At 40.7% G+C, this 23,250-nt stretch carries 21 protein-coding genes and 1 pseudogene; 9 read left to right on the top strand and 13 right to left on the bottom strand.

Annotated features, from left to right (window positions below):
• Positions 1 to 64: 64 nt before the first annotated feature.
• Positions 65 to 1,285, bottom strand: coding sequence for an EAL-associated domain-containing protein (locus tag ASE42_RS07705; protein WP_056766868.1), 1,221 nt, complete (start codon positions 1,283 to 1,285; stop codon positions 65 to 67).
• Positions 1,286 to 1,349: 64 nt separating this feature from the next.
• On the bottom strand, positions 1,350 to 2,114 hold the full coding sequence (gene fadH, locus ASE42_RS07700) for a 2,4-dienoyl-CoA reductase (protein ID WP_056766324.1): 765 nt from the start codon (positions 2,112 to 2,114) through the stop codon (positions 1,350 to 1,352).
• Positions 2,115 to 2,252: 138 nt separating this feature from the next.
• On the opposite strand from fadH, the gene ASE42_RS07695 reads away from it, so the two are divergent.
• The 4 genes from ASE42_RS07695 to ASE42_RS07680 all read left to right on the top strand — a co-directional run bounded on the left by ASE42_RS07695 (position 2,253) and on the right by ASE42_RS07680 (position 5,591).
• A complete protein-coding gene (locus ASE42_RS07695; protein WP_056766321.1) occupies positions 2,253 to 3,110 on the top strand; it encodes a metallophosphoesterase in 858 nt (285 codons plus the stop codon).
• Between the two features lie 156 nt (positions 3,111 to 3,266).
• Positions 3,267 to 3,764, top strand: coding sequence for a L,D-transpeptidase family protein (locus ASE42_RS07690; protein WP_034623332.1), 498 nt, complete (start codon positions 3,267 to 3,269; stop codon positions 3,762 to 3,764).
• A gap of 73 nt (positions 3,765 to 3,837) precedes the next feature.
• Positions 3,838 to 5,115 carry an MFS transporter gene (locus ASE42_RS07685; RefSeq protein ID WP_034281582.1) on the top strand — a complete coding sequence of 426 codons (1,278 nt, stop codon included), beginning with the start codon at positions 3,838 to 3,840 and terminating at the stop codon, positions 5,113 to 5,115.
• A 260-nt stretch (positions 5,116 to 5,375) separates the two neighbouring features.
• Positions 5,376 to 5,591 (top strand): hypothetical protein, encoded by a 216-nt coding sequence (locus tag ASE42_RS07680; protein WP_024424712.1) that lies wholly within the window; start codon positions 5,376 to 5,378, stop codon positions 5,589 to 5,591.
• 152 nt (positions 5,592 to 5,743) lie between these two features.
• Here the strand turns inward: ASE42_RS07680 and ASE42_RS07675 are convergent, their stop codons facing one another.
• On the bottom strand, positions 5,744 to 6,640 hold the full coding sequence (locus ASE42_RS07675) for a DMT family transporter (RefSeq protein ID WP_056766318.1): 897 nt from the start codon (positions 6,638 to 6,640) through the stop codon (positions 5,744 to 5,746).
• A 113-nt stretch (positions 6,641 to 6,753) separates the two neighbouring features.
• Here ASE42_RS07675 and ASE42_RS07670 point away from each other — a divergent pair, with 113 nt between their 5' ends.
• Together ASE42_RS07670 and ASE42_RS07665 are read left to right on the top strand one after the other, a co-directional pair.
• Positions 6,754 to 7,671 carry a helix-turn-helix domain-containing protein gene (locus ASE42_RS07670; protein ID WP_025092346.1) on the top strand — a complete coding sequence of 306 codons (918 nt, stop codon included), beginning with the start codon at positions 6,754 to 6,756 and terminating at the stop codon, positions 7,669 to 7,671.
• A gap of 178 nt (positions 7,672 to 7,849) precedes the next feature.
• Positions 7,850 to 8,311, top strand: a complete 462-nt coding sequence (locus ASE42_RS07665) for a YkyB family protein (RefSeq protein ID WP_008356877.1) — start codon at positions 7,850 to 7,852, stop codon at positions 8,309 to 8,311.
• Between the two features lie 37 nt (positions 8,312 to 8,348).
• Here the strand turns inward: ASE42_RS07665 and ASE42_RS07660 are convergent, their stop codons facing one another.
• The 3 genes from ASE42_RS07660 to ASE42_RS07650 all read right to left on the bottom strand — a co-directional run bounded on the left by ASE42_RS07660 (position 8,349) and on the right by ASE42_RS07650 (position 11,306).
• Complete coding sequence (locus tag ASE42_RS07660) at positions 8,349 to 9,257, bottom strand: chemotaxis protein (RefSeq protein ID WP_024424709.1); 909 nt, start codon at positions 9,255 to 9,257, stop codon at positions 8,349 to 8,351.
• A gap of 73 nt (positions 9,258 to 9,330) precedes the next feature.
• Complete coding sequence (locus ASE42_RS07655) at positions 9,331 to 10,641, bottom strand: MFS transporter (protein ID WP_024424708.1); 1,311 nt, start codon at positions 10,639 to 10,641, stop codon at positions 9,331 to 9,333.
• 125 nt (positions 10,642 to 10,766) lie between these two features.
• Positions 10,767 to 11,306: an RDD family protein gene (locus ASE42_RS07650; RefSeq protein WP_024424707.1), complete on the bottom strand. Its 540-nt coding sequence runs from the start codon at positions 11,304 to 11,306 to the stop codon at positions 10,767 to 10,769.
• Positions 11,307 to 11,607: 301 nt separating this feature from the next.
• Here ASE42_RS07650 and ASE42_RS19090 point away from each other — a divergent pair, with 301 nt between their 5' ends.
• A complete protein-coding gene (locus tag ASE42_RS19090; protein WP_162842519.1) occupies positions 11,608 to 11,760 on the top strand; it encodes a hypothetical protein in 153 nt (50 codons plus the stop codon).
• A gap of 64 nt (positions 11,761 to 11,824) precedes the next feature.
• Here the strand turns inward: ASE42_RS19090 and ASE42_RS07645 are convergent, their stop codons facing one another.
• Positions 11,825 to 12,709: a cation diffusion facilitator family transporter gene (locus ASE42_RS07645; RefSeq protein ID WP_024424706.1), complete on the bottom strand. Its 885-nt coding sequence runs from the start codon at positions 12,707 to 12,709 to the stop codon at positions 11,825 to 11,827.
• 293 nt (positions 12,710 to 13,002) lie between these two features.
• Between ASE42_RS07645 and ASE42_RS07640 the strand changes: the two genes are divergently transcribed.
• Positions 13,003 to 14,172 (top strand): aminotransferase A, encoded by a 1,170-nt coding sequence (locus ASE42_RS07640; RefSeq protein WP_056766316.1) that lies wholly within the window; start codon positions 13,003 to 13,005, stop codon positions 14,170 to 14,172.
• 25 nt (positions 14,173 to 14,197) lie between these two features.
• Here the strand turns inward: ASE42_RS07640 and ASE42_RS07635 are convergent, their stop codons facing one another.
• Positions 14,198 to 16,027, bottom strand: coding sequence for a PAS domain-containing sensor histidine kinase (locus ASE42_RS07635; RefSeq protein WP_056766314.1), 1,830 nt, complete (start codon positions 16,025 to 16,027; stop codon positions 14,198 to 14,200).
• A 156-nt stretch (positions 16,028 to 16,183) separates the two neighbouring features.
• Complete coding sequence (locus ASE42_RS07630; RefSeq protein WP_046310786.1) at positions 16,184 to 18,310, bottom strand: peptidoglycan D,D-transpeptidase FtsI family protein; 2,127 nt, start codon at positions 18,308 to 18,310, stop codon at positions 16,184 to 16,186.
• A gap of 337 nt (positions 18,311 to 18,647) precedes the next feature.
• Here ASE42_RS07630 and ASE42_RS07625 point away from each other — a divergent pair, with 337 nt between their 5' ends.
• Positions 18,648 to 19,442 (top strand): CAP domain-containing protein, encoded by a 795-nt coding sequence (locus ASE42_RS07625; protein ID WP_056766312.1) that lies wholly within the window; start codon positions 18,648 to 18,650, stop codon positions 19,440 to 19,442.
• 61 nt (positions 19,443 to 19,503) lie between these two features.
• Here the strand turns inward: ASE42_RS07625 and ASE42_RS07620 are convergent, their stop codons facing one another.
• The 4 genes and pseudogenes from ASE42_RS07620 to ASE42_RS19490 all read right to left on the bottom strand — a co-directional run.
• Complete coding sequence (locus ASE42_RS07620) at positions 19,504 to 20,376, bottom strand: NAD(P)-dependent oxidoreductase (RefSeq protein ID WP_056766309.1); 873 nt, start codon at positions 20,374 to 20,376, stop codon at positions 19,504 to 19,506.
• A 13-nt stretch (positions 20,377 to 20,389) separates the two neighbouring features.
• Entirely contained in the window at positions 20,390 to 21,175 is a 786-nt protein-coding gene (locus ASE42_RS07615; RefSeq protein WP_024424700.1) for an SDR family oxidoreductase, read from the bottom strand.
• A 73-nt stretch (positions 21,176 to 21,248) separates the two neighbouring features.
• Positions 21,249 to 22,196, bottom strand: a complete 948-nt coding sequence (locus ASE42_RS19495) for a methyl-accepting chemotaxis protein (RefSeq protein WP_376706571.1) — start codon at positions 22,194 to 22,196, stop codon at positions 21,249 to 21,251.
• Positions 22,188 to 23,210, bottom strand: a pseudogene (locus tag ASE42_RS19490) (cache domain-containing protein); the annotation flags it as partial. The pseudogene ASE42_RS19490 and the gene ASE42_RS19495, both read right to left, overlap by 9 nt.
• Between the last annotated feature and the right edge of the window lie 40 nt (positions 23,211 to 23,250).

Raw genomic sequence — 23,250 nt, 5'->3', positions numbered from 1 at the left:
TACATTCGTGAGCACTGCCACGCAGGACTCAACGAATGAGAGGGTTTGTCTTCACGCCGCGTCTTCAAATTAATCCATCTTGCTCATATAAATAAGCATACGGAAGGTCTATAAACAAATACATATCTCCCTCTAAAGGATAAGAAAACGTACGTATCCTCTCACCGGTTTCTAAATCACTGTAAATATCGCTGAAAAATCCTTTTCCGCTAATTCTCATTTGAAGAATATTTGCTAGGAAATAAGGACGCCAGCTCCAGTTTTTTTCGATATACTCCGGCTGAAACAGCCATTCTTCTTCTTTTTTGAACACATTTCCAGTGATTTGAAAGCCTTCTTCATTACACATATAAATCCGGAAGCTGCAATCTGTTAGTTCAAGTGCCAGTTTTTGAATGAGCTCATCATTTGTGCTGCACGCTTTCTTTAAAGTCGTAACAGCTTGATGAATTCGTTTATAAAATGTTTCAGAATGTTCGTAGACCGCTTGCAGCTTCTTTTTCTCATGGGCAATAAATTGCTGAAATTCTTCTCTAAGCTGATCTTTTCGGTGGCTTCGGTCGATTAATTCTCCTGCAGGCTCATGAAGATAGAACCCTTGAAAATATCTCCCGCCATTTCTCCAAGCATACTGCAGCTGGAAATTCGCTTCAATATCCTCATAAATTAAGGCTGCTCCTATTTTTCTTGCAAGCAATGAAATGCTGTACAAAACATATTCATAGGAAGGAGATGGAGCCGATGCCTTTAATGCCTGTAAATCTATTTTTAATAAATCAGGTGAAAGCAAGGCAATCCGGTCCAGATTACTGCTTTCTTTTCCTATATTTGAGACGGCGATTTTAATCCCATATGTACGATAATACGTTAACGTATGGTATAGCTGTTCAATGTCGCCGCTAAACGTATGCTCTGCAAACTCAATAACAAATCGGTTAAGCTGAATGCCCCTTGCTTCATATTCCTTTAAAAGTTCTAAAAAGCTTTCTCCATGATCCAGCATGAGGATATTGGCATCATGATTAATAAAAATGAGCAAATCGTCATCTGCTGTTGTGAAGAGATCAAGTGCTTGAGTCAATACTTTGTGATCTACTTCCAATTTATATTCGTCAGGAATAGATGAATCCGTAAAGAAGGAGCCTAGGCTGACCGTTTCTGACTCAAGCTTCATTCTTCCTAGAATCTCATAGCCTATCACTTTTTGCTCTTCCGCACTGAATATTGCTTGGTAGTGCGGGAAAACATCTTCAATATTCGTTAAAATATCCAATGGATCGACCATTTTCATCACCTGCTTCTCTCTTTGTGTGATTATACCACATCAAAAGCAGGTCTTACATCGTCAATCAAAATGGTGATTGGTTGAGCCATTGTCCCCCATCCATCGTGATACAATCTCCATTTATATAAGACGCATGCTCAGACAATAAAAAGCTCGCAAGCGCTGCAATTTCCTCAGGTGTGCCCAGTCTGCCAAGAGGAACACTATCTAATGTTCTTTGCGCTGCCTCTTCAGATTCCCATAGTTTATCTGCACCGCCTGTTCTCTCAATAGGACCTGGTGCGATCGCATTGACGCGAATTCGATATTGCTTCCCCCATTCCACAGCAAGCGTTCGAGTGAGAGACAACACACCGGCCTTTGCTGCCGCCGAATGCGCCACGCCTACACCAGCACCCCATGCATAGGTGGCCACCATGTTAATCATACTTCCCCTTTTCTTTTGACGAATCCAGTAATTCCCCACTGCATGGCTGCAAAAAAATGTACCATTTAACACAATATCAATGACAGCCTTCCAGCCGTTAGGAGACAGTTTTTCTGCTGGCACTAAAAAATTTCCTGCTGCGTTGTTAATGAGGGCATCGACATCACCAAATGTATCCACTGCAAACTTGACCATTTGGTCAGCATCCTCTGGGTTTCGTACATCCATTTGGAAATAAGCGACAGATCCGCCCTTCTGCTTCATTTCTTTTGCCGTCTTTTCCAGCGTCTCTTCCGTTCTACCAGTAATCACGACATTCCAGCCTTCAGCTGCCAAATGATCAGCCATCGCCTTCCCCATACCGCTTGATCCCCCTGTGACAATCACTGTTTGTTTCGTCATTTGTTCTCCCCCTCTGTGTCATTTGAATGACTATTCATTCATTATTGTCTATCATATCATGATTGACCCTCGGTGCACCATATGGGAGATTATCCAAATATGATGCTATACTTAATTTTATTTATAAAGGAGTCTTATATGAAGCAGCTTTCCCGCAGACAATTTTTAAAAGGAGCAGCTGGTGCGAGTATTCTCGGTTTTTTGGCTACAAGTTGTGGATATGGATATGCCAGGTACATTGAGCCGCGCATGATCGATACCGTGTCACTGACCATTCAAGATGCTCAGCTTCCAGCTTCATTTGACCAGTTTAAAATAGCCCAATTTAGTGACGTTCATTTGAGTGATACATTCGCTGCGAAGAATCTAGAAGCCATCGTCCAGAAAATCAATGCTGCATCTCCAGATCTCATTGTGTTCACAGGTGATCTCGTTGATTTTCAAGCATCCTCTGAAGAGCATGAAAAAGCGAAGGCTTATTTGAATAAGCTTCATGCTCCGTTCGGTAAGCTTGCCATCTACGGAAATCATGACTACGGACCATTTGGCGTGGAGCTTTATGAGAATACAATGGAGGCTTGTGGATTTACATTATGTAAAAATGATGTGTTTCTATTAGAAAAAGATCATGCGCATATTCAGATTGCTTCACTGGATGATCTCATGATGAGCGTGCCTGATTACGATTTGATCAAACGGGAAGTATCATCTGATTTATTTACGTTACTGCTCGTTCATGAGCCTGATGCCGCATTAGAGCTGAAAACAACACCTATTAACTTGCAGCTTTCCGGGCATACGCATGGCGGTCAAGTGCAGCTGCCTTTCTATGGACCGATTCTCACAGCACCTTACGGCCGTACATATATAGAAGGTTTATACGGAAGCGATCAGCACCGCATCTATGTCAACCGTGGACTTGGAACAACGCGGCTGCCGCTTCGGTTTTTAGCCAAACCCGAGTTAACCTTTTTTACCTTGACATCTCGCGTATAAATAGAAGCCAAACCGCCCTCTCCTGCATATGTATAATCAAAGTTCTTTTTCATGACAAATGTTAGGAGAAACCTTACTGGGCCTGATTCCGTCCATATAGTATGTCAAGTGACGGCATCATGGCTTCTTTTATTTGAGTAAAAGGAGTGTGCTTTGGTGCTTCGATACACGGTGAAAAGTGGAGAAACCCTTGCTTCTATAGCACTTGATTTTCGAACTACAACAGATGCCTTAAAAGCTGCAAATCCGTCACTTCAAGCTCGCGAGCCCGAACAAAATGAGGTCATTATCATTCCTGGTTTGCCGGATCCTAATACGATCCCTTACCGCATTTTTGTTTCGATTTCAACGAAACGTCTCGTTTTGTTTTCTGGATCACAGCTTATTCGTTCGTATCCGATTGCAACAGGGAAAATTTTAAATATGACACCGACAGGTTCTTATTATATTGTCAACAGACAGCCAAACCCAGGAGGTCCCTTTGGCGCTTATTGGCTGAGCCTCTCAAAAATTCATTACGGCATTCACGGTACGAATAACCCGTCTTCAATTGGTAAAGCTGTTTCTAGAGGATGCATTCGCATGTATAATCAGAATGTCATCGAGCTTGCTTCACTCGTTCCAAACGGAACACCTGTGACCATTAGCCAGTAGAAGAAATCAATTGTACGAATGCTTAAAATTTTATATGATATAAAGTGGGATCTTCAGGTTAAGGAGCGTATTTATGGATATTTTTAAAAACAGAAATTTTGTTCGTCTCTTTTTTGCAGCACTTGCTTCGCAAATGGGGACAACAGTAGGCAATATGGCGTTTGCCTTTTATTTGCTCGACCATTTTAGTCATCAGCCCGCATACGCCACATTGGCTGAGCTTATGTATTCTCTTCCTACCGTCTTTGTCTTTTTTATGGTCGGTGTGGTCGCAGACCGGTTTGATCGTAAAAAAGTCGCAGAGAATTGTGATTGGATACGAGCTGGGCTGACGATTGTATTATTCATCGTTATTTATTTTAATTCACTGCCACTTATTTTCTTGATCTTGTTCATTCGAAGTGCCATTACGAAGTTCTTCTATCCAGCTGAAGCTTCTCTCGTTCAGGCCATTTTAAATAAAGATCAATATGCAAAAGCGGCTGGCTTAAATCAAATGCTGTTTAGTTTATTTATGGTATTTGGCGTTGGAATTGGTGCCATCATGTATAAAACGATTGGACTTCACGGTGCCATTACAATTGATTTAGTCAGCTTTATTATTTCAGGCATCCTGATTCGTTCATGTAACATTCCAATTGAAGCGCGTCAGCCAAATGGACAAGCTGGCTGGAGAGGCATGACCATCAAAACGTCTCTGAAAGATTTTAAAGAAGGCATTCTGTATATTTTAAAAAACAAATTATTGGCTTCTTTAATTTTTGGCTTTTTTGTTTTCGGTCTAGTCAATGGCGCATTTGCCGTTCTTCCGATGTTTACAATGAAATATGGACTTTCACCGGACCATTTTGAGCTGCATACCTCCTTCTTTACAATTGCGATTGGTGCAGGATTGCTCGTTGGAAGCTTAATGGGCTCTGTCCTCGCTAAAAAGGTAAAGATGCAATATCTCATGTCGATACCAATTCTGGTCGCAGGTATTTTGATTTTTGTCCTTGGTTCTACCCATACATTATGGTTGTTTTATGTCACATCATTTGTCATTGGTACATGCATTGGCCCAGTCAACATTGTCATTGGCGGCTGGCTGCCTAGAATCGTCCACCCTCGCCTGATGGGCCGTGTGTCAGGATGGGTTGATCCGCTTACTATGTTTGCTCAATCGATGACATTAGGTCTGATAGCTGTATTATTTCCAAAACTCATCACAAATGTTTCTTATATTTATTACGGAATGGGCTTTATTATTTTACTCGTCTTCCTTTTTTACTTCATTACACTGCCAAAGTTCAGCAGAGAAGCTGCCGACTTAGACGTGCAGCGTGAACTAAAGGGTCAGGGAGTTCAATAAGTAAATAGCAAAAAGGACTTTCTTTTCAGGAAAGTCCTTTTTGCATGGCTGAAACGTCCTTCATGTCATTTCCTCTGCCCATAGAATCTGTTTGGAGCATGCATAAATAAATCACATATACCTCGCTTTACTACCCCCCTCCATCCATTTAGCACTTCTCGTTTTGTTTTGTTGATCCATTTTTTCTTGTTTTTCACAATAAAATTCCTTTACATCATTAAACGTTTTATAGTAGGATAGTCAGGTTGGAGGTGAAAGAAATGCTAAAAAGTTACTATTTTATTCATACAAAGAATGAACAAGGACAGTTTGTTGTACATACAGAAGATTGTGCATTTTTAGGTGATGCTGCAAGCCGTACATTGATTGGCATGCATATGAATGGGGAAAGCGCCATGGGCGAAGCCAAACAAATGACGAATGAAACGGACTTTAATGGTTGTTTTTATTGCGCTTATTCTATTCATACAAAATAATTCATCTGCTTACATCATATAAAAAAATATCATTTGAGAAACTACCCATTTTAATAAATAGGTAGTTATCATGAACTAATAGTTCACTTTATTTATATTTCATTCAGTCAATTCTTCTTATCATTCCTTCTATTGTTCAACACCCATCCCTCTCATTTTTTCGGCTGATACAATGCCAAGAATAAAATCATATAGACAATACAAGCTGTCCCTATCCATTGGAAAAGTCCGAATGGCTCTTTTAACCAGAAAACAGTCGTAACGACTGCTGCAAGGGGCTCAACACTTCCAATTAAGCTCGACTCTTTTGGTGATAAGTATTGCAAACTTTCTATGTAAAACCAAAAAGCGATCATCGTTCCAAATATGACCACAAATAATAAATAGACATACGCTTCAAAAGGTAAATGAGTGAGATTAACCTTCCAAGGAGGATGGATCAAGCTAAGGACGCCTCCTCCTATCAGCATCGCCCAGCCGACAACCACTAGAGAATCGAATTGTTTTAACAGGCTGATTGGATATAACGTATAAAACGAGAGCGCCACAGCCGATAATATTCCCCACATCACTGCCGCAAATGGAACGGTTAATGTTGAAATAGAACCATTCGTCAATAAGAAAAACATGCCTGCTAAAGCCAATACCACTGTGACTAGATCTCTTCTAGTGAAGGTTGATTGCCTGCGAATGACCAAATACACGATAATCATAACAGGGGCTGTATACTGAAGCAGCGTTGCCACAGCAGCATTTCCATGTTGAATGGATGCCATATAAGTATATTGAACAGCCAGCATCCCCATTAGTCCAAATAGAAGGATTTGCATCGCTGTCCTCTTCTTTTGCCACACACCCATCAGATGTGTTTTTTCTTTTGTCATCACATGAACAAATAAAAGCAATCCCCCTGAGATGAGCAGCCGGACCGTCACAAGCCAATTGACATCAATCCCATATTGCTGAAACAATTTTTGTGAAATCGTTCCTCCTACACCCCAGCAGATGGCGCCTATGAGTACAAGTAAAATGCCCTTTCTCCTATTCATTTTCATTCTCCTCAATTCTTAACAAATCATGATAATATAGTTGATAGTAGTTCACTTTGTTACATATTGATATATTAATTGAACATAAAAATAAAAGAATATTGAGGAGAATTATGCACAACCATCATTTTCTGATTGACTACAACCTGAAAGAATTAACGGAGCATTCCACGACAACATGGCCTATTGCTCTTTATCATACGAAAATTCGTCATCATAGAAGCGGCTATATTCCTCTTCACTGGCATGACGAGTTTCAATTTGTCTTTACTTTAGAGGGTGAGGCTGAATTTCATATCAATGAAGAGACATTATATGTAAAGCAAGGAGATGGCATTTTCATCAATAGTGGCTGCCTGCACATGGCAAAAGATGCGAATGGGACGGCATGTACTTATGTTTGTTTAAATGTCTCTCCCTACTTCATCACAGCGAATGAATTATTCACCACTTTTGTCCATCCTTATATGCATGCGAGCCAGACACCTTATATTTTACTCAACCGAAAAGATCACTGGCCTAAACATATTTATCAATGTATTCAAACCATTCAACAATTAATTGATGAAACTCCAGTCTATTATGAACTTGAACTCAATATTCAGCTCATCACCATTTGGAAAAGCTTATTACAAAATGGCTTCCAAATGAAACATGATGCGCGTAAACACGATAAAAATGAACGGATGAAACACATGCTGAATTGGATTCATCAGCATTATCATGAAAAGATCCTTCTCCAAGATATTGCTCGTGCAGGACAGCTTAGCCGCTCAGAATGCTGCAGATCCTTCAAAGACATTTTAAAGAAATCACCTATGCATTATGTAAATGAATATAGAATTCAGCAAAGCCTCATCCTGCTTCAAGAAACGGATCTCACTATCACAGAAATCGCTTACCAAGTAGGCTTCAACAGCACAAGCTATTTTATCAATTTGTTTAAAAGAATAAAAAATACGACACCTTTAGCATATAAAAAATTAAAACAGCTGGATCTTCTCCAGATAAAACAGGTAGAGGAAAACTGATGGCAGATAGCTTGTTTGCTAAAATGTAGAAGGTGATTTAGACCCATTATGAATGGCAATTGTAAATACAAGCGATGAGAATCCCATCGCTTTTTACAATAACTCTATTTGCAATTTACTAATAAAAACGTATAATTTATACTAAGCACAGGAAGACGAAAGACAAAGGAGAGAAAAAATGGACGATTATGCTCATACTAAAGACATAGAACCTACAGCAGAAAACATCGCAAAAGCCATTTATACTGTTAACCGCCATGCTAAAACCGCACCAAACCCCAAGTTTCTTTATCTTTTGAAAAAACGCGCGCTGCAAAAACTATTGCAAGAAGGTAAAGGAAGAAAAGTGGGCCTACATTTCTCTAACAATCCCAAGTATAGTCAACAACAGTCCGACGTGCTGATTGAAATTGGAGATTATTATTTTCACCTGCCACCAACGAAAGAAGACTTCGAATTTTTGCCACACTTAGGAAATTTAAATCAATCATATCGCAATCCGAAAGCGAATATGTCATTAAACCGAGCAAAGCAAATACTTCAAACGTATGTCGGTTTAAAAGAAAAACCTGCCGCCACAAAACAAAAATCACATTACACAAAGCCCGTCTTCAAACGTCTCGGGGAAAGTTATTTTTAAACAGAAAAAAACCACTCATACCGAGTGGTTTTTTCGTTTAGATAATAAAATGATCGACTTTTTCAATCAGCTGATGAATTTCTGGTTTACTGATTTGATCATCTGCCCCGATCGTTTCCCCTTTATGACGCAAATCTTCAGTGATTAACGAAGAGAAAATAAGAATCGGAATGGAATTTGTTAAAGGATTGTCCTTCAGCAGTTTTGTTAGCCGGTGGCCATCCATTTTAGGCATTTCAATATCCGTAATAATCATATCAATTTCTTCTGTGACACTGATTCCTTTGCTGACAAGGTCCATGACATGATCATATGCCTGTTTGCCATCTTCAAAGGTCACAATGTTTTTATAGCCTGCTTCGGTTAATTCATTTGTTAATAAACGCATGAGAAGCGGAGAATCTTCAACGACATACAGTTTCTTCCCTGTTCTTCTCTCGTCTTTCTCACCGTCAAACATATGATACGTATCAACACCAGAAGCGGATTCAATATCATAAATGATTTTTTCGTAATCTGGAAGGAAAATCATTTTTTCATCAAGCTTAATGATGCCCGTTAAATGACGGTCCATCCCTTGATTGAGTGCAGTCGGCTTCTCAATCTCTTCCCAGCTGACGCGGTGAATTTGTGATACCGTTCCTGTATGGAACACAAATTTCCGTTGGTTGAATTCAGTCACAATATATTTCTCTTGTTCTGACTGATCTGACTCGACATTAAAAAAGGAAAATAGATTGATGACTGGTAAAATCTCGCCTCGTAAACTAATCATCCCTTCTACATCTTGGTGAGAGTGCGGTACAACCGTCACCTCAACCGGCTGAATGATTTCTCTTACTTTCATGACGTTAATGCCGAATTGATTTGCACCAATTTCAAACTTCACAATTTCCAATTCATTGGTACCAGAGTCAAGTAAAATTTCTTGTTTGTTTAAAGCCACGGAAATCCCTCTATTCTTCAATATAAGATTGTACTTTTTATATCGGCAGCATAGGTAAAAAGTTGACGTTTCTTTACGCTTTCTCTCGAACGAATTGATGAATCACAAGTCCTATCGCTGCAAGGATGAGCAAAGACCCTAGTGCAAGGCGGCTTGCGAGATTTCCGTGCTCTGCAAACAGCAGGGTAACTGAGCCATAAATGATCGGCCCGATAATGGAAGATACCTTCCCTGAGAATGCAAAGAGGCCAAAAAACTGTCCTCGCTTTTCCTTCGGTGTCAGTTCAATAATCAAGATTCGTGATGCCCCCCAGCTTGCGCCAAGTGAAATCCCGAATAAACTGCCCGCTATCCAGAAGACCCATTCGGTTGCCGCTGTCACAGCCAGAATGAGCGCCACAATTAAAATGACATACACGACTGTAATCGATCGCTTTGCCCCTATCGCTTTTGTGATATATCCAAACAGAAAGGAGCCAATGATACTTGAAATGGTCGACACAAGATAGAGCAAAATAAATTGCCCAGCGGTAAAGCCAATGATGATTTTGGCATAAACAGCCATCATCGCAATCGCTGTTTGTAAAGCATCATTCATAAAAAAGAAAGCAATCATAAAGATAAAAGCTGGCTTGTACTTTTTCATCTCTTTAAACGTGTGAATAATCTCTTTATACCCGCTGAAAAAAGACGCCTTTTTCTCTCGCTGAGGCAGCGGATGAGGATCTTTTACAAAAAAGAGAAAGGGTAGAAAAAAGAGAAGGAATAAAAGAGCTGTCGGAATAAATGCTTCATGAAACTGGTCATTGCCGACAAGTAAATAAACAGAGAGACCGACAAGTGTTCCTAAATAACCAACGGCGATACCAAATCCTGAAATAAGCGGGATTTCTTCCTTTGTCCCAAGATCGGGCAAAATGGTGTCATAGAAAACCAGACTAGAATGATAAAAAAACTTTGCGATCACAAATAAGGTAACCACGACTAATAAAGAAACAGGCAGCCCAAACCATTCACTTGAGAAATCAATCCCAGCAAAAATCCCCATCATCAACGTACAAGCAATACATATGAACGTAAACACCGTAATGTAGCGTTTCTTTTTCCCTGTACGATCAATCAGCACTCCGTATAAAGGTGTAAAAATGACGAGAAAAAAGCTGGCTAGTGCGTTTGCATAAGAAATAAAGGTGCTGGCGATCTGGTCCATTCTCGCACTGTCTCCGATCGTTTCCTGCAAGTAAAATGGGAAGAAAATGGTGATCATATTTGATGAAAAGATCGTATTTGCAAAATCATACAACGCCCAGGCCAGCACAGGTGCTGTCAAAAACAGCCCAAAGCCTGCCCCTTTTTTCTGTGCGGTCTTTTTTCCTGTTCTCAATCGATTGTCTCCCTTCCCTGCCTCATTTTTCACTATCATTCTATTTTATGTGCTGTTTCCCTCTTCCATACAAGCGATCTATGAAAAAAAGCACCTCTTACCATATAGCAGAGGTGCTTTTTTCATTATTTCTTCACAACAATGGTACTTGCAATCAAATCGTGAAGTGCTTGTTTTTTTTCTGTGAAGAAAGCAATGATATAGCCAATATATAAGATCGGAGACAAAAAGCCTTTTGCAAAGAAGCGGCCAGTTGCACGGCCAAATGTGACCTTTTCGCCTGTGACTTTTGTTACTTTGATGCCGAGAGCCATCTTTCCAAGTGTTCCTTGCAATTTTGATGATTCCATGATGGCGTAATAAAGCCATGTCACCACGGTACCCATCAAGATTGCCCCTATATAGAAAAAGATCAGTCCCATAATAGCTTCCCACTCCTCATCCGTTATGACGGTTGAAGAATAGTAATAACTGTCGTCATCCATCATCATTGCTGCCTCTGGGCTTGAGATAAAAAAGACTGACGCCAAAATAAACATGATAAATGCAATTGGTACACCGATAATGATACCGTCCAAAAGGTGTGCAAGAAAACGATAGCCTACACCTGCTAGCTCAGGATGCTTCTTTTCTTGAATGTGTGGTTCTGTTATGTTGGTTTCCATCCTATTTCTCCTTTATTATGTATGTTTTCTATAAATTTCTTATAATCATTCGTTATTATATCCTATGAATATAGCAAGATCAATGGAGCTTTACACTTTTACATACATTTTAGATCAGTTTGATCTAAGCGATTTATGTGAATAAATACTGAAAATTTGTGAAAAACATGGCACTTCTAGTTCTTTTACCTCCTGATTTTTTAACATTTTGTGATATTTTCGTCTTGTTTCCATTCTTCTGTTGACAATGATTCTTCAAATGGTACAATAGTCAAGGATTTTTTAAAGAAAGGTGTTCATGATGGGAACTGTCGTATTATTAAAGAACAACGAAATGACTGTAATTGAAGATATTTGCGAGGCTGATTTTTTAGATATGAAGCATGGTTTGTCAAATGATGACACAGCTTATATCTCTTGGTATGAAGACTACGATACTGCTTATGGATATTGATTTCATTTCATAGATGAAGCGTAAAAAAAGGCGATACAACCTGAGAATAGGTTGATCGCCTTTTTTACGTTTGTGCGCTTCTTTCACTTTCAGGTTCCACATGAATAAAGATTTGTGCATGCGGAAATTCCAGCTGAATCTTCTCTTCAATTCGATCACATAATTGGTGCACATCTTCAATCGTTGTCTTTCCATCTACAATCAAATGAAAATCAATATATTCCTCGGCACCAGACCGCCTTGTTCGAAAGTCATGATATTCAATAAATTCTTGACTAAATCCTTGAATGATCGCTTCGATTGATTGTTCTTCCTCTGGTGTTAACCGAGCATCAACAAGCGGCGGGAAGGCTTCCTTCATGAGTTTAAACGCTTCACGCATAATAAAGAGAGCCAGAACCATTCCAATGATCGGATCTAGGAAATACCAGTCGGTTAATGCCACAAGCAATAAACTAAATGCCACCCCTAATGACGTAAACACATCCGTTAAAAGATGCAGTGCATTTGATTTCATGGCAACTGAATGTACTCGCTCAGCCTCTTTGTTCACAACCCTCGATACAACAAAATTGATGAGCGCGCCTAGCAGCATGACCACAATGCCAAGCACAGGCAGCTTAACTGGCTCTGGATGCATTAATTTGTGAACACATTCGTATATAATCCAAATGCCAGCAACGAAAATCAGCAGTGTCTCAATCGTTCCAGAAATATTTTCGACTTTTCCATGTCCATAAGGATGTTTAGAATCTGCTGGCTTTCTTGAAATACGAACAGAAATAAATGCAATAAACGATGCCATTAAATCGAGAAACGAATGAATGGCTTCTGATAAAACCGCGACAGATCCGGTTAATAGACCCACAATGATTTTTAAGATGACAACAAATGTGTTGCTCAGCACGGATAGAAACGCGATTTTCGATGTCTTCGCTGATTGTTCCATCTATCGTCCTCCTTTAGGAGATCGTATGTCTATGAAAGCAATTCCCATGACCCTGATTCTCACGTTCTTTCAGTTTACGCAGTTTTGCCGTTTTCTAATCATCTTCATCACAGCCTGTATTTTCTCTTGAGGTTACGCTATAATAAATGTTGCTCTTTCTTTAATATATCACTCATGCGGTGATGGATAGGAGAATAGACTACATATAACGATATCCAGTGCCTTTCGCAGGTGACATTTATGCAGTGAATGGTAAAATAGGATAAAAACATAAATTTTTAAGGTGATGAGAAATGGAGCATTTGCTGAATCCAAGAGTAAAGGATATTGAAATTTCAGGCATTCGAACATTTTCAAATCTCGTATCGTCATATGAAGATGTCGTTTCATTGACGATAGGCCAGCCCGATTTTTATACGCCGCATCATGTCAAAACAGCTGCCAAAGCAGCCATTGACGAGAATTACACCTCATACACTCACAATGCTGGTTTCCTAGAGCTAAGACAAGCGATCCAGCATTATATCAAGAAGAAAGTGAATCTTGATTATGATGCAGAGTCAGAAATCATTGTGACGACAGGTGCAAGTCAAGCAATCGATGCTGCGTTTCGAACCATTTTAACAGAAGGCGATGAGGTCATTTTACCTGGACCTGTATACCCCGGATATGAACCGATCATTCGAATGTGCGGTGCCATGCCCGTACATATTGACACAACGAATGCCGGCTTTAAATTGAATGCCAAGCTGATTGAGGATGCGTTAACGGAAAAGACAAAGTGTGTGGTTCTTCCTTACCCTTCAAACCCGACTGGTGTCACGCTTTCAGAAGAAGAATTGAAAGAAATTGCCCAGCTCCTTGAAGGAAAAGACATCTTTATTTTATCCGATGAAATTTACAGTGAGCTGACATTTGACCGGCCGCATCATTCAATTGCCTCTTTCTTAAAAGAACAGACCATTGTCATCAATGGACTGTCTAAATCTCATAGCATGACTGGATGGAGAATTGGCTTTTTATTTGCTTCAGCTCCAATTGCTAAACATGTATTAAAAGTACATCAATATAACGTGTCTTGTGCCTCGGCTGTCTCACAAAAGGCGGCACTTGAAGCTGTGACAAATGGTGTGGATGATGCACTGATCATGAGAGAGCAATATAAGAAAAGACTCGATTATGTATATGATCGGCTCATTTCTATGGGGCTTCCGGTGATTAAACCTTCTGGCGCTTTTTATATTTTTCCATCCATTGAATCGTTTGGGATAAGTTCCTTTGATTTTTGCATGGAGCTGTTAGAAAGTACAAGACTTGCGGTCGTCCCAGGCTCTGCTTTCTCTCCACTCGGCGAAGGGTATGTGCGCCTGTCTTATGCTTATTCACTTGAAACGCTGAAAGAAGGACTTGACCGGCTAGAACAATTTGTACTTGAAAAACGTTCCATTCATTCGCTAGATTGAAACAACGGCTCTCTTGCCGTTGTTTTTATTTTGCAGGAAACATGATGTGAAATACGGTGCCCTTTTCAGGCTGACTATCCACACGGATCGTCCCATTATGATTTTCTAAAATATTAAATGTGACCATAAGGCCAAGTCCAGTTCCTTTTTCCTTTGTGGTTAAAAAGGGCTCTCCAATCCGTTTCATTACCGCTTCTGGAATGCCGACCCCTTCATCACGAATGGTGACAAGTATTCCTTCACTTTCTGCTTTGGCCGTGATGTCTACCTTTCCTCCGTCCGGCATGGATTCTACGGCATTTTTGATTAAATTGATAAACACTTGCTTGAGCTGATTTTGATCCCCGTTCATCAGGAGACCTTCCTCTATCTCACTTGTGTTCATTAAAATGCCATTTAAGTTCGCTTGTGTTTCTAACAAGGCTGTGACTTCGCTGATGATTTTTTTCAAATCCAGCGTCTGCATTGAGGACGTTTGCTGCGGTTTCGCCAGCATTAGCAGCTCACTCAAGATAATTTCTATTCGGCTCAGCTCAGAGAAAACAATCTCGAAGTATTGATCGCGATCTTTTGTTTTCGGTTTAATGAGCTGTAAAAAGCCTTTGATGGCGGTCAATGGGTTTCTGATTTCATGTGCAATGCCAGCCGCCAATTGGCCTGCAATCGATAATTTTTCAGAGCGGAGCATGAGCTCTTCTGTCTGCTTACGTTCGGAGATATCTCTTAAAATAATTTGAACCGCTGTTTCTCCAAAAAATGTAGTTGGGATACAGACCATTTCTGTATAAATCAGCTTATGTTTAAACGTATGACAGCTCATTGTGACAATCTCAGAATCTGATGCTCTTTCAATAATACGTGATAAACTCTTTTTGACCTTTTGCTGATCACAGGAATGAATTTGATGAAAGATATCCTTTCCTATTAATTTATCGTAATGCTCTGCTTCAAATAATTTAATGCCAGATTCATTCATAAACACCCATTTGTGATCATGGATGACCGCAATCGTATCAATGGAATTTTGAATGAGCAGCTGATACCTCTCCCGGCTTTTTTGAAGAACGGTTTGAAATTTTTTACGGGATGAGATGTCCACGAGCAGTAAAAGCTCTGCCCGCTGATTTTGATAAATCGTCGGTGATGACTTTACCTCAATATGAATACTGCTCCCATCTTGACGCTTCCATATCTGTTCAATCATTCCGACTGGAAGTCCTTGCTGCAGCCTTGTTATTCGGCTTCTGACAATGTCATGGTACTCTTCAGCAATAAAATCAAACGCGGACTTGCCGATCATGTCATCTCTTGCACTTACCCCCATTAATTGCAGCATCGCATCATTCGCATACACAATTTTCCCTAAAGTCGTAATACATAACGGGTTTGGCAGCATGGCAATCAATTGTTCAGCTTCACCGACATTTTGGAAAGCCGGCAGACTGCCTAACGACTGTTCTGCTACTTTTGATGTTGTTTGAAATGCTGCTTTTTGGGGCTCAGTATCCAGCACCCTCATTTTCAGGATCATTTCTCTACTTACTTCGTTGTCTAACCCATCACAAGCAACAAAATCAATGCTTGCTTCGATCCATACAGCTGTCAGATCACTTCTTAGCAGTCTAAAGTGGCAAACCTCTAGCATGTGCTGATTGTAAAAATAACTTTCGACGAGAAATTGATCTTCGGTATGAACAAAGTCTTTCAAAAAACACCCTAGTAAATCCTTTTGTTCATAGAGCAAAAGCTGCTTACAGTTGGAAGAAATGTAGAGAAAGCGGCCATTAGAAGAAAGAACGGCATGTAAATCGATGTTCGAATACAATTGATTCGAATCTTTCATTTGTTGTTCCATCGTCGTCCGACCCTCCTTTTCATTTTTTAGGGTTGTCCTTAGATTGATGTATAAAAAAGATTCGCTAGAAAACCCGTATTTTCCTTCTGTCATCGAGGGAAACGTCCATATTTTCAGCAAAAAGGGAGCACTTTCTGCTGCTGTGCTCCCTGCGGTTTATTGTTTTTCATATTTCTTTTGTAATTCAACGTACTTATCCACAATTTTACTTGGGATGTTTTTAATAACAGGATCCTTATCTGAGACATAAGGTGTCACGACACTAAACGCCACCTTTGGATTAGAAGAAGGATAATATCCTCCAAAGGTTAAGTTGTACGTTGAATTTCCCCACCAGCTGCGGTTGGCACCATAGTAGAACGTTTGCGCTGTACCTGTTTTTCCCGCGACATCATGCTGACCAAATCGGCCAGCGGCAGTTCCGCCTGTTGATGTGACCATTTTCAGTCCCGTTTTTACGCGGTCAATATCTGCTTTCGAGTTGTTAATCGTATTCAGCACCTTCGGCTCATATTTTTTTACGACTGGGCCTACTTCATCCTTCTTCGTTGGAAGATGAACACTTTTCACCACTCTTGGCTGAATACGGCTGCCTCCATTGGCGATCGTTGACATGTATTGCGCCACTTGAAGCGGTGTATACGTGTCATACTGACCAATTGCTTCATCAAGCAAGAGTCCGCCGACCGTCTTAGGATGCGTCTGCATCCCGCTTGATTCCTGCGGCAGATCGATCCCCGTTTTCACGCCAAGACCGAATTGCGCATAGTAGTTTCTCATTTTTTGTAAGTGCTCAGGCCTTGCAGGTAACGGACCATCCTTTTGATAGGTGATGCCCGCCATTCTCATCGCTACTTGGAACATGTAGACGTTGGAACTTTTTTGGAGTGCTTGAATGTCGTTAACCCATCCAAGATCTTTGTAAGACCGCTTCGGTTTTCCATTACTTCCTGCAAAGTAGAGCGGTGTATCCATATAGGCTTGGTTGTGTGACATTCCGTCTTGATAACCAGAGAGGACAGTGGCTCCTTTGACAACAGAGCCCATTTCGTACTGGGTCGTAAATGTTCCGATTGCATAATCTGTGACGTCTCTGCCGTCCATTTTCTTGCCTGACATCGCGAGAACATCCCCTGTGTGAGGGTCCATCATGACGACAAAGGCACGATCCATCATATAGTTTCTCGCGCTGGCGGATCTAAGCTCTGATTCAACGATTTTGTCGACTTCCTTTTGCAGCTCCATATCAAATGTCAGCGCAAGATCAAGTCCTCTTCGTCCTTCTGTCCGCTTGATTTCATCGAGCAGCTTCCCGCCAACCTGTGTATATTGAACGGTCGCTTTCTCTGGGTTTAGAAAATCCTCGTATTGATATTCTAAATAGCTCTTCCCTACCCGGTCATTTCGCGAGTAGCCTCTTGCCATATAGTAATCTTCACGCTCTTTAATGATTCCTTGCTCTGGTGTAGTCACACCGCCAAGTACATTATAAAGGGTCTTTTCATACGGATATTTTCTTGTCCAGTCGTTGATGACGTTCACACCAGGCAGTTCATCAAGATGCTCTGAGACAAGTGAAATTTCTTCATATGTCAGGCTTACGGATGAAGTTTGTTTTGATTCTTTCGTTTCATCGAGTAAAGCCACTTTTTCGTCCCCTTTTTTCTCTTCGTTTGGGTTCATTGCCTTCACGATTTGGGGCTCAAAGGCATATCCGCCTGTAAATCTACGGTAGATCGCTGCAACAGCTTTTTCCTCTGCATCCTTTTCGATCGCTTTGACTTCTTTCTTTGGGACACGCTCTACTTGAAGCGGATAGACATCCTTTGCATCGATATCTTTTTTCTCCGCTTTTGAAATGAGTTTATCCGCTTCTTTCGGATGGCTCGCCAGCCAAAAATCTCGAATGTCACGCTCTCTCAAAAAATCAGTATCCATTTTTATATAAGTCGCAAGTTTTCTTGCTACCTTAATCTTATCCTCCGCTTTCACACCGCTTTCTGATGTATAAACGATGGCAGGTACACTTTCGTTATCAACGACGACTCTTCCTCTCGCGTCATACATTTTTCCTCTTGGAGACGGGTATGATGCTGTTTTGACCTCTGTTCGGTTGGCTTGCTTTTTATAATCTTCACCATTGACGATTTGCAGCACACCAAGCTTGATCACAAGTCCAGCAAATAAACTAAATACAGCGAAGAAAAAGAGATTAATTCTCCAGGCGTTCCGGCGCTTGATTTTTTTTTGCTCGGCAGCACCTTGATGCTGTTTCTCTCCCACTTATGTAGCTCCTCTCATCCTTTTCAATCTTTTACAATTACCACTCATTATTGTAACACTTTTGTAATAGTTGTTACAGCGAAACGAGTGAAAAAAAGCTGTCAATCCCTAATCTGCAAAAAAATATACTAACACTTTAAAATATTGGTATGTTTATGTCGTTTTCTTTAAATGGAAGAATTCCCTATCCTTTGATATGAAGCGCCTCTTACGATGACTTTAACAAAAATGACAAACTTGCATTGTCAATGGAGGATGCTGGTACGTTTATAACAAAAAGTCCATGGTATGATTTTTTGTGAGAAAACAAAACAAAGATTTTAGGAGGAGTTACAATATGAAGAAGAAATCATTCTTTTTTTCAGCGCTGACAGCTGCTGCACTCATCACGTTCACTGGAGGACATTCAGCTGATGCGAAGGAGCTTAACCTGAAACAAGTAATAAATGTACAGCATCAAGCCATTGATCTTCATACACTAGCAGCAAAATTACATATCTCTTCAGATGTAAACAAGCTAAGCAAGTCGAATCAAAAAGAGATCGAAGCTCTATTAAACAAACTGATCAAAAGCGGTCAACCTGTTACAGGAACAAAAGTAGTAAAAGAAGTAAACAAAGCAAAACAAGAACAAGAATCAGTGAAAAAACCAACTGCTTCTAAACCAAGCACTCCAGCAAAAGAAAATACAAACAACAACAGCAACACAAAAGCTAACCAAAAAGACACAACCGCATCAAAAGCAGACAGCAGCTTAAATGCATTTGAAAAAGAAGTGGTTGAACTTACAAATAAAGAGCGTGCAAAACAAGGCTTAAAGGCCCTTTCTGTTGATTCTAAATTAAGCAAATCTGCTCGCGCAAAATCTCAAGATATGAAAGATAAAAACTATTTCTCTCATACAAGCCCAACTTATGGATCTCCATTTGATCAAATGAAGCAATTCGGTATCACTTACAAATCAGCAGGTGAAAACATTGCCCAAGGTCAAAAATCTCCTCAAGAAGTTGTGACAGCATGGATGAACAGTGAAGGCCACAGAGCGAACATTTTAAACAAAAGCTACACACATATCGGTGTTGGTTATGTGAAATCTGGCAACTACTGGACGCAGCAATTCATCGGAAAATAATATCAAAAAAACCTGTCCCTATTTGGGACAGGTTTTTAGTTTGTTTTGAGAGTGCTGCAAACTATTTGACCCATAATTTATAGATGCTCTGGGTCCCGCTGTTTTCTTCGCCCTGTTCGCTCAGCTTTTCATAAAGGGACTTCGCAAGTGAGAGCCCTGGCATTTCTTCCCCCATCAGTTCTGCTTCTTCAAGTGCAATGCCCATATCTTTGATAAAATGCTTCACATAAAACCCTGGCTCGAAATCGCCTTTCAGCATTCTTGGTGCAAGGTTTGACAAAGACCAGCTGCCGGCTGCACCTGTTGTGATGCTTTTGAGCACCTGCTCTGGATCAAGCCCTGATTTTTCGGCATAAGCCATTGCCTCTGCGACACCGACCATTCCCGCTGCAATGGCAATTTGGTTACACATTTTTGTATGCTGACCGCTTCCTGCCGGTCCTTGATATTGAATGTTTTCACCCATTTGCTCAAATAGCGGCAGACAGGCTTCATAGGCTGACCTTTCTCCGCCGATCATAATGGCCAGCGTGCCATTTTGGGCTCCTATGTCTCCGCCTGATACAGGTGCATCTAATGTAAATATACCTCTTTCCTTCGCTTTCAACTCAATTTCTTTTGCAAGCTGAGGCTTCGATGTTGTCATATCAATGAGATATGTACCTGGCGCAGCATGTGCCACAAGCCCATCTTCACCTAAATAGATCTCTTCTACATCAGATGGATATCCCACCATTGTAATGACGGCATCTGCACTTTCTGCAATCTCCTTTACTGCCGGCTTCCATGATGCGCCTTTTTGAATCAATTCGTCTGCTTTTGCTTTCGTTCTTGTATAAACGATCACTTCATAGCCTGCATCCATTAAATGTCCTGCCATACTGCGACCCATTACACCGATTCCTATAAAACCAACTGTTTTGATTTTTGCCATCACTTGTTCCTCCTTAAAGAGACTTTGTCAATCCACCATCAATGATCAGTGTTTGACCTGTCATATATGTATTGGCTTCTGATAAAAGAAACACTGCATATGCTGCAAATTCCTCTGGCTGGCCGTAACGGCCAAGCGGGATCGCTCGTTCAGCCTGTGCTTTGATTTCTTCAACCGTTCGATTCTCTCTTTGTGCGCGGTGCTTTTCCAGCTGTTTCACACGGTCTGTTTCAATTTTTCCCGGTGCTAACGTATTGATCAAAATACCATCCTTTGCAAACTCCAGAGCGGCTGTTTTTGTCCAGCCGGCTATGGCCGGTCTAAATGTATTCGACAACATCAAGCCCGGGATCGGTTCTTTCACTGACATTGACGCAATATTTAACACACGTGCGCCGCGTTTTTTCAAATAAGGCAATGCCTCTTTTAATAATCGAATATAGCTGAGTAAATGAAGCTGAAATGATTCGATCCAATCTTCATCTGTTAAGGTGTCGAGCGTTCCTGTTTTAGGCCCGCCTGTATTGTTCACAAGAATGTCTAGACACTTCTCATCACCAGCCGCCGCTTGAACAAGCGCCTTGATTTGCCCGGCGTCAGATACATCACATACTTGATAAGTCAGCTGTCCTTTGACAAGCGGAGACAGCTCGTTGACTGTTTCTTTCAGCTTCTGTTCATGTCTTCCCGAGAGCATCACATCTGCTCCCTCTTTTGCTAGAGCAAAGGCAATCGCTTTTCCGATACCTTGACTGCTTGCAGCTACCAATGCTTTTTTTCCAGTTAGATTGACATCCATGTCAACACCTCCTCTAGTTTATTTTATCATACAAAAAGAACCTTGCTCACATCACAAGGTTCCTTTCCGCTCATTACACCTTAAATCGGTCAACCGCCTGACGCAGTGCCTGGCTTGATTCGTTCAGCATTTCAGTTGAGGTTTTCGTTCTTTCTAACACTTGAACTTGTTCATCTGTAGACGCATGCACTTCCTCAGCTGAGGCAGCAGATTCTTCTGAAATGGCAGCAATACTTTGAATGGAGTCACTCATCTTCTGCTGTTCTTCTGTCATTTCATTAATCTGTGTATGAATACTGTCGATTGAACCGACAAGTGCCTGCATTTCCATTGTGATGCTGCTGAGTGCCTCACCTGTTGCATTGATGGCGGCACCTTGTTCCTCATTCATTTTACTTGCTGTTGTCATCGCTTCAGCCGCCTTCTTCGATTCATCTTGAATGAGTTTGACGGTTTCACTAATGTGTTTTGTTGACTGCGCAGATTGTTCAGCAAGCTTTCTCACTTCTTCTGCAACTACAGCAAATCCTCGTCCACTTTCTCCTGCTCTCGCTGCTTCAATGCTTGCATTCAGTGCAAGTAAATTCGTTTGATCCGAGATTTCAGAGATGGCGGTCACGACATTTTCAATATTTTTCGTTTTATGCTCAAGGTCTAGCAGCATTTGCTCAACCTTTTTCGATTCTTCACTCGCTTGTGTTGATTTTTGGACGAGCAAACCAAGTGCGTCAAGCCCTTTATAGCTTGCATCTTCAGATGATTTTGAGTTGGTTTGCATTTGTGAAGCGAGCTCACCCATATGGCGCACTTTCTCATACAAATACTCTGATTTTTCATTAATCGTTTCTGCATCTGATGCCTGCTTAGTCGCTCCTGTTGCCACCTCTTGAATGGCCGTTGCAATCTGTTCGCTAGACAGCAAAGTCTCATTTGAAATGTGGGTCACTTCATCCGCTGATTTCACAACTTGATCTGAAGCCCCTTTCACTTTTTCAATTAACTCCCTGATATCCTCGGTCATTTGATTAATGCTTTTCGTGAGGGAACCAATTTCATCTTGGGATTTCACTGCAAGCGTACTTGTTAAATCGCCTTCTGACACCTTACGCACATGCTCTATTAGACGCTTGATTGGCGTTGTAATGCTTCTTGCCAATAAGAAGCTGAGGATCATCGCAAGAATAATGGCAATGACGGAAATAATGATGCTTGTCTGATTCATTTGTTCTGTGATCCAAAGCAGTTTCTTTTTCTCAAAGCTGACACCAATCGTCCAATCAGCTTCTTTGATTTTAGATATGACCGTCAGTTCTTTTCTGTCATCAATACCTGAATTGTCGATCGCTTTTTTCACAGAAGCTACTTTTGATATGTTTTTTCCTTGCTCTGTTGGATGTGCTAAAATGGTTCCTTTGCCGTCAACTAAGAAAGCGGTACCCATATAAGGAATCTTTTGTTCCTTTATATAAGATTGAATGGAGGATAATTTCAAATCAAGTCCAGCGACCCCAACGACCTTTCCGTTTCTGACAATCGCCTTTGTGGCTGAGACGACCATTTCATTTGTTGCTTTATCGATATATGGATCAGTCCAAATGACTTCGTCAGGCTTTTCAGCTGATTGGATAAACCAATCTCGTTTAGATGGGTCATACCCTTCACCAAAATCGGACTCTGGGAAGGCGAACATTTTGCCGTCACTTGTTCCAATATAGGCAAGTGAAATAAGTTCATCCTGCTCCTGCAAGCCTTTTAGTTCATCGTTTTCGAAGACTAATGTTTGTTTTGTTTGTTTTTGCGCAAAATCTTCAGTAAGTGTACTAGTTGCCAGTTTATTAATTGTATCACTGTAATTATCAAGCTTTTGTGCAATGATGTCTCTCATGCTCTCTGCCGTTGCTGCTGTGGTGGTTTTTGCATCTCGTTCAATAAGTGGTGTTAATACTATGTTAGAACCCACTTGAACGGCCACGACGGTTAAAATTAAAATAACTGAGATGAAAACAGCTATTCTCACTTGAAGTTTCTTAAACATCTCATCACCCCTACATCTACTTTCACACCTTAATTTATAT

It is taken from the genome of Bacillus sp. Root920 (assembly GCF_001429445.1).
GTDB lineage: Bacteria > Bacillota > Bacilli > Bacillales > Bacillaceae > Bacillus > Bacillus safensis.
Note: the sequence above shows the minus strand (reverse complement) of the source record. Positions and strands in the feature narration are given on the sequence as shown.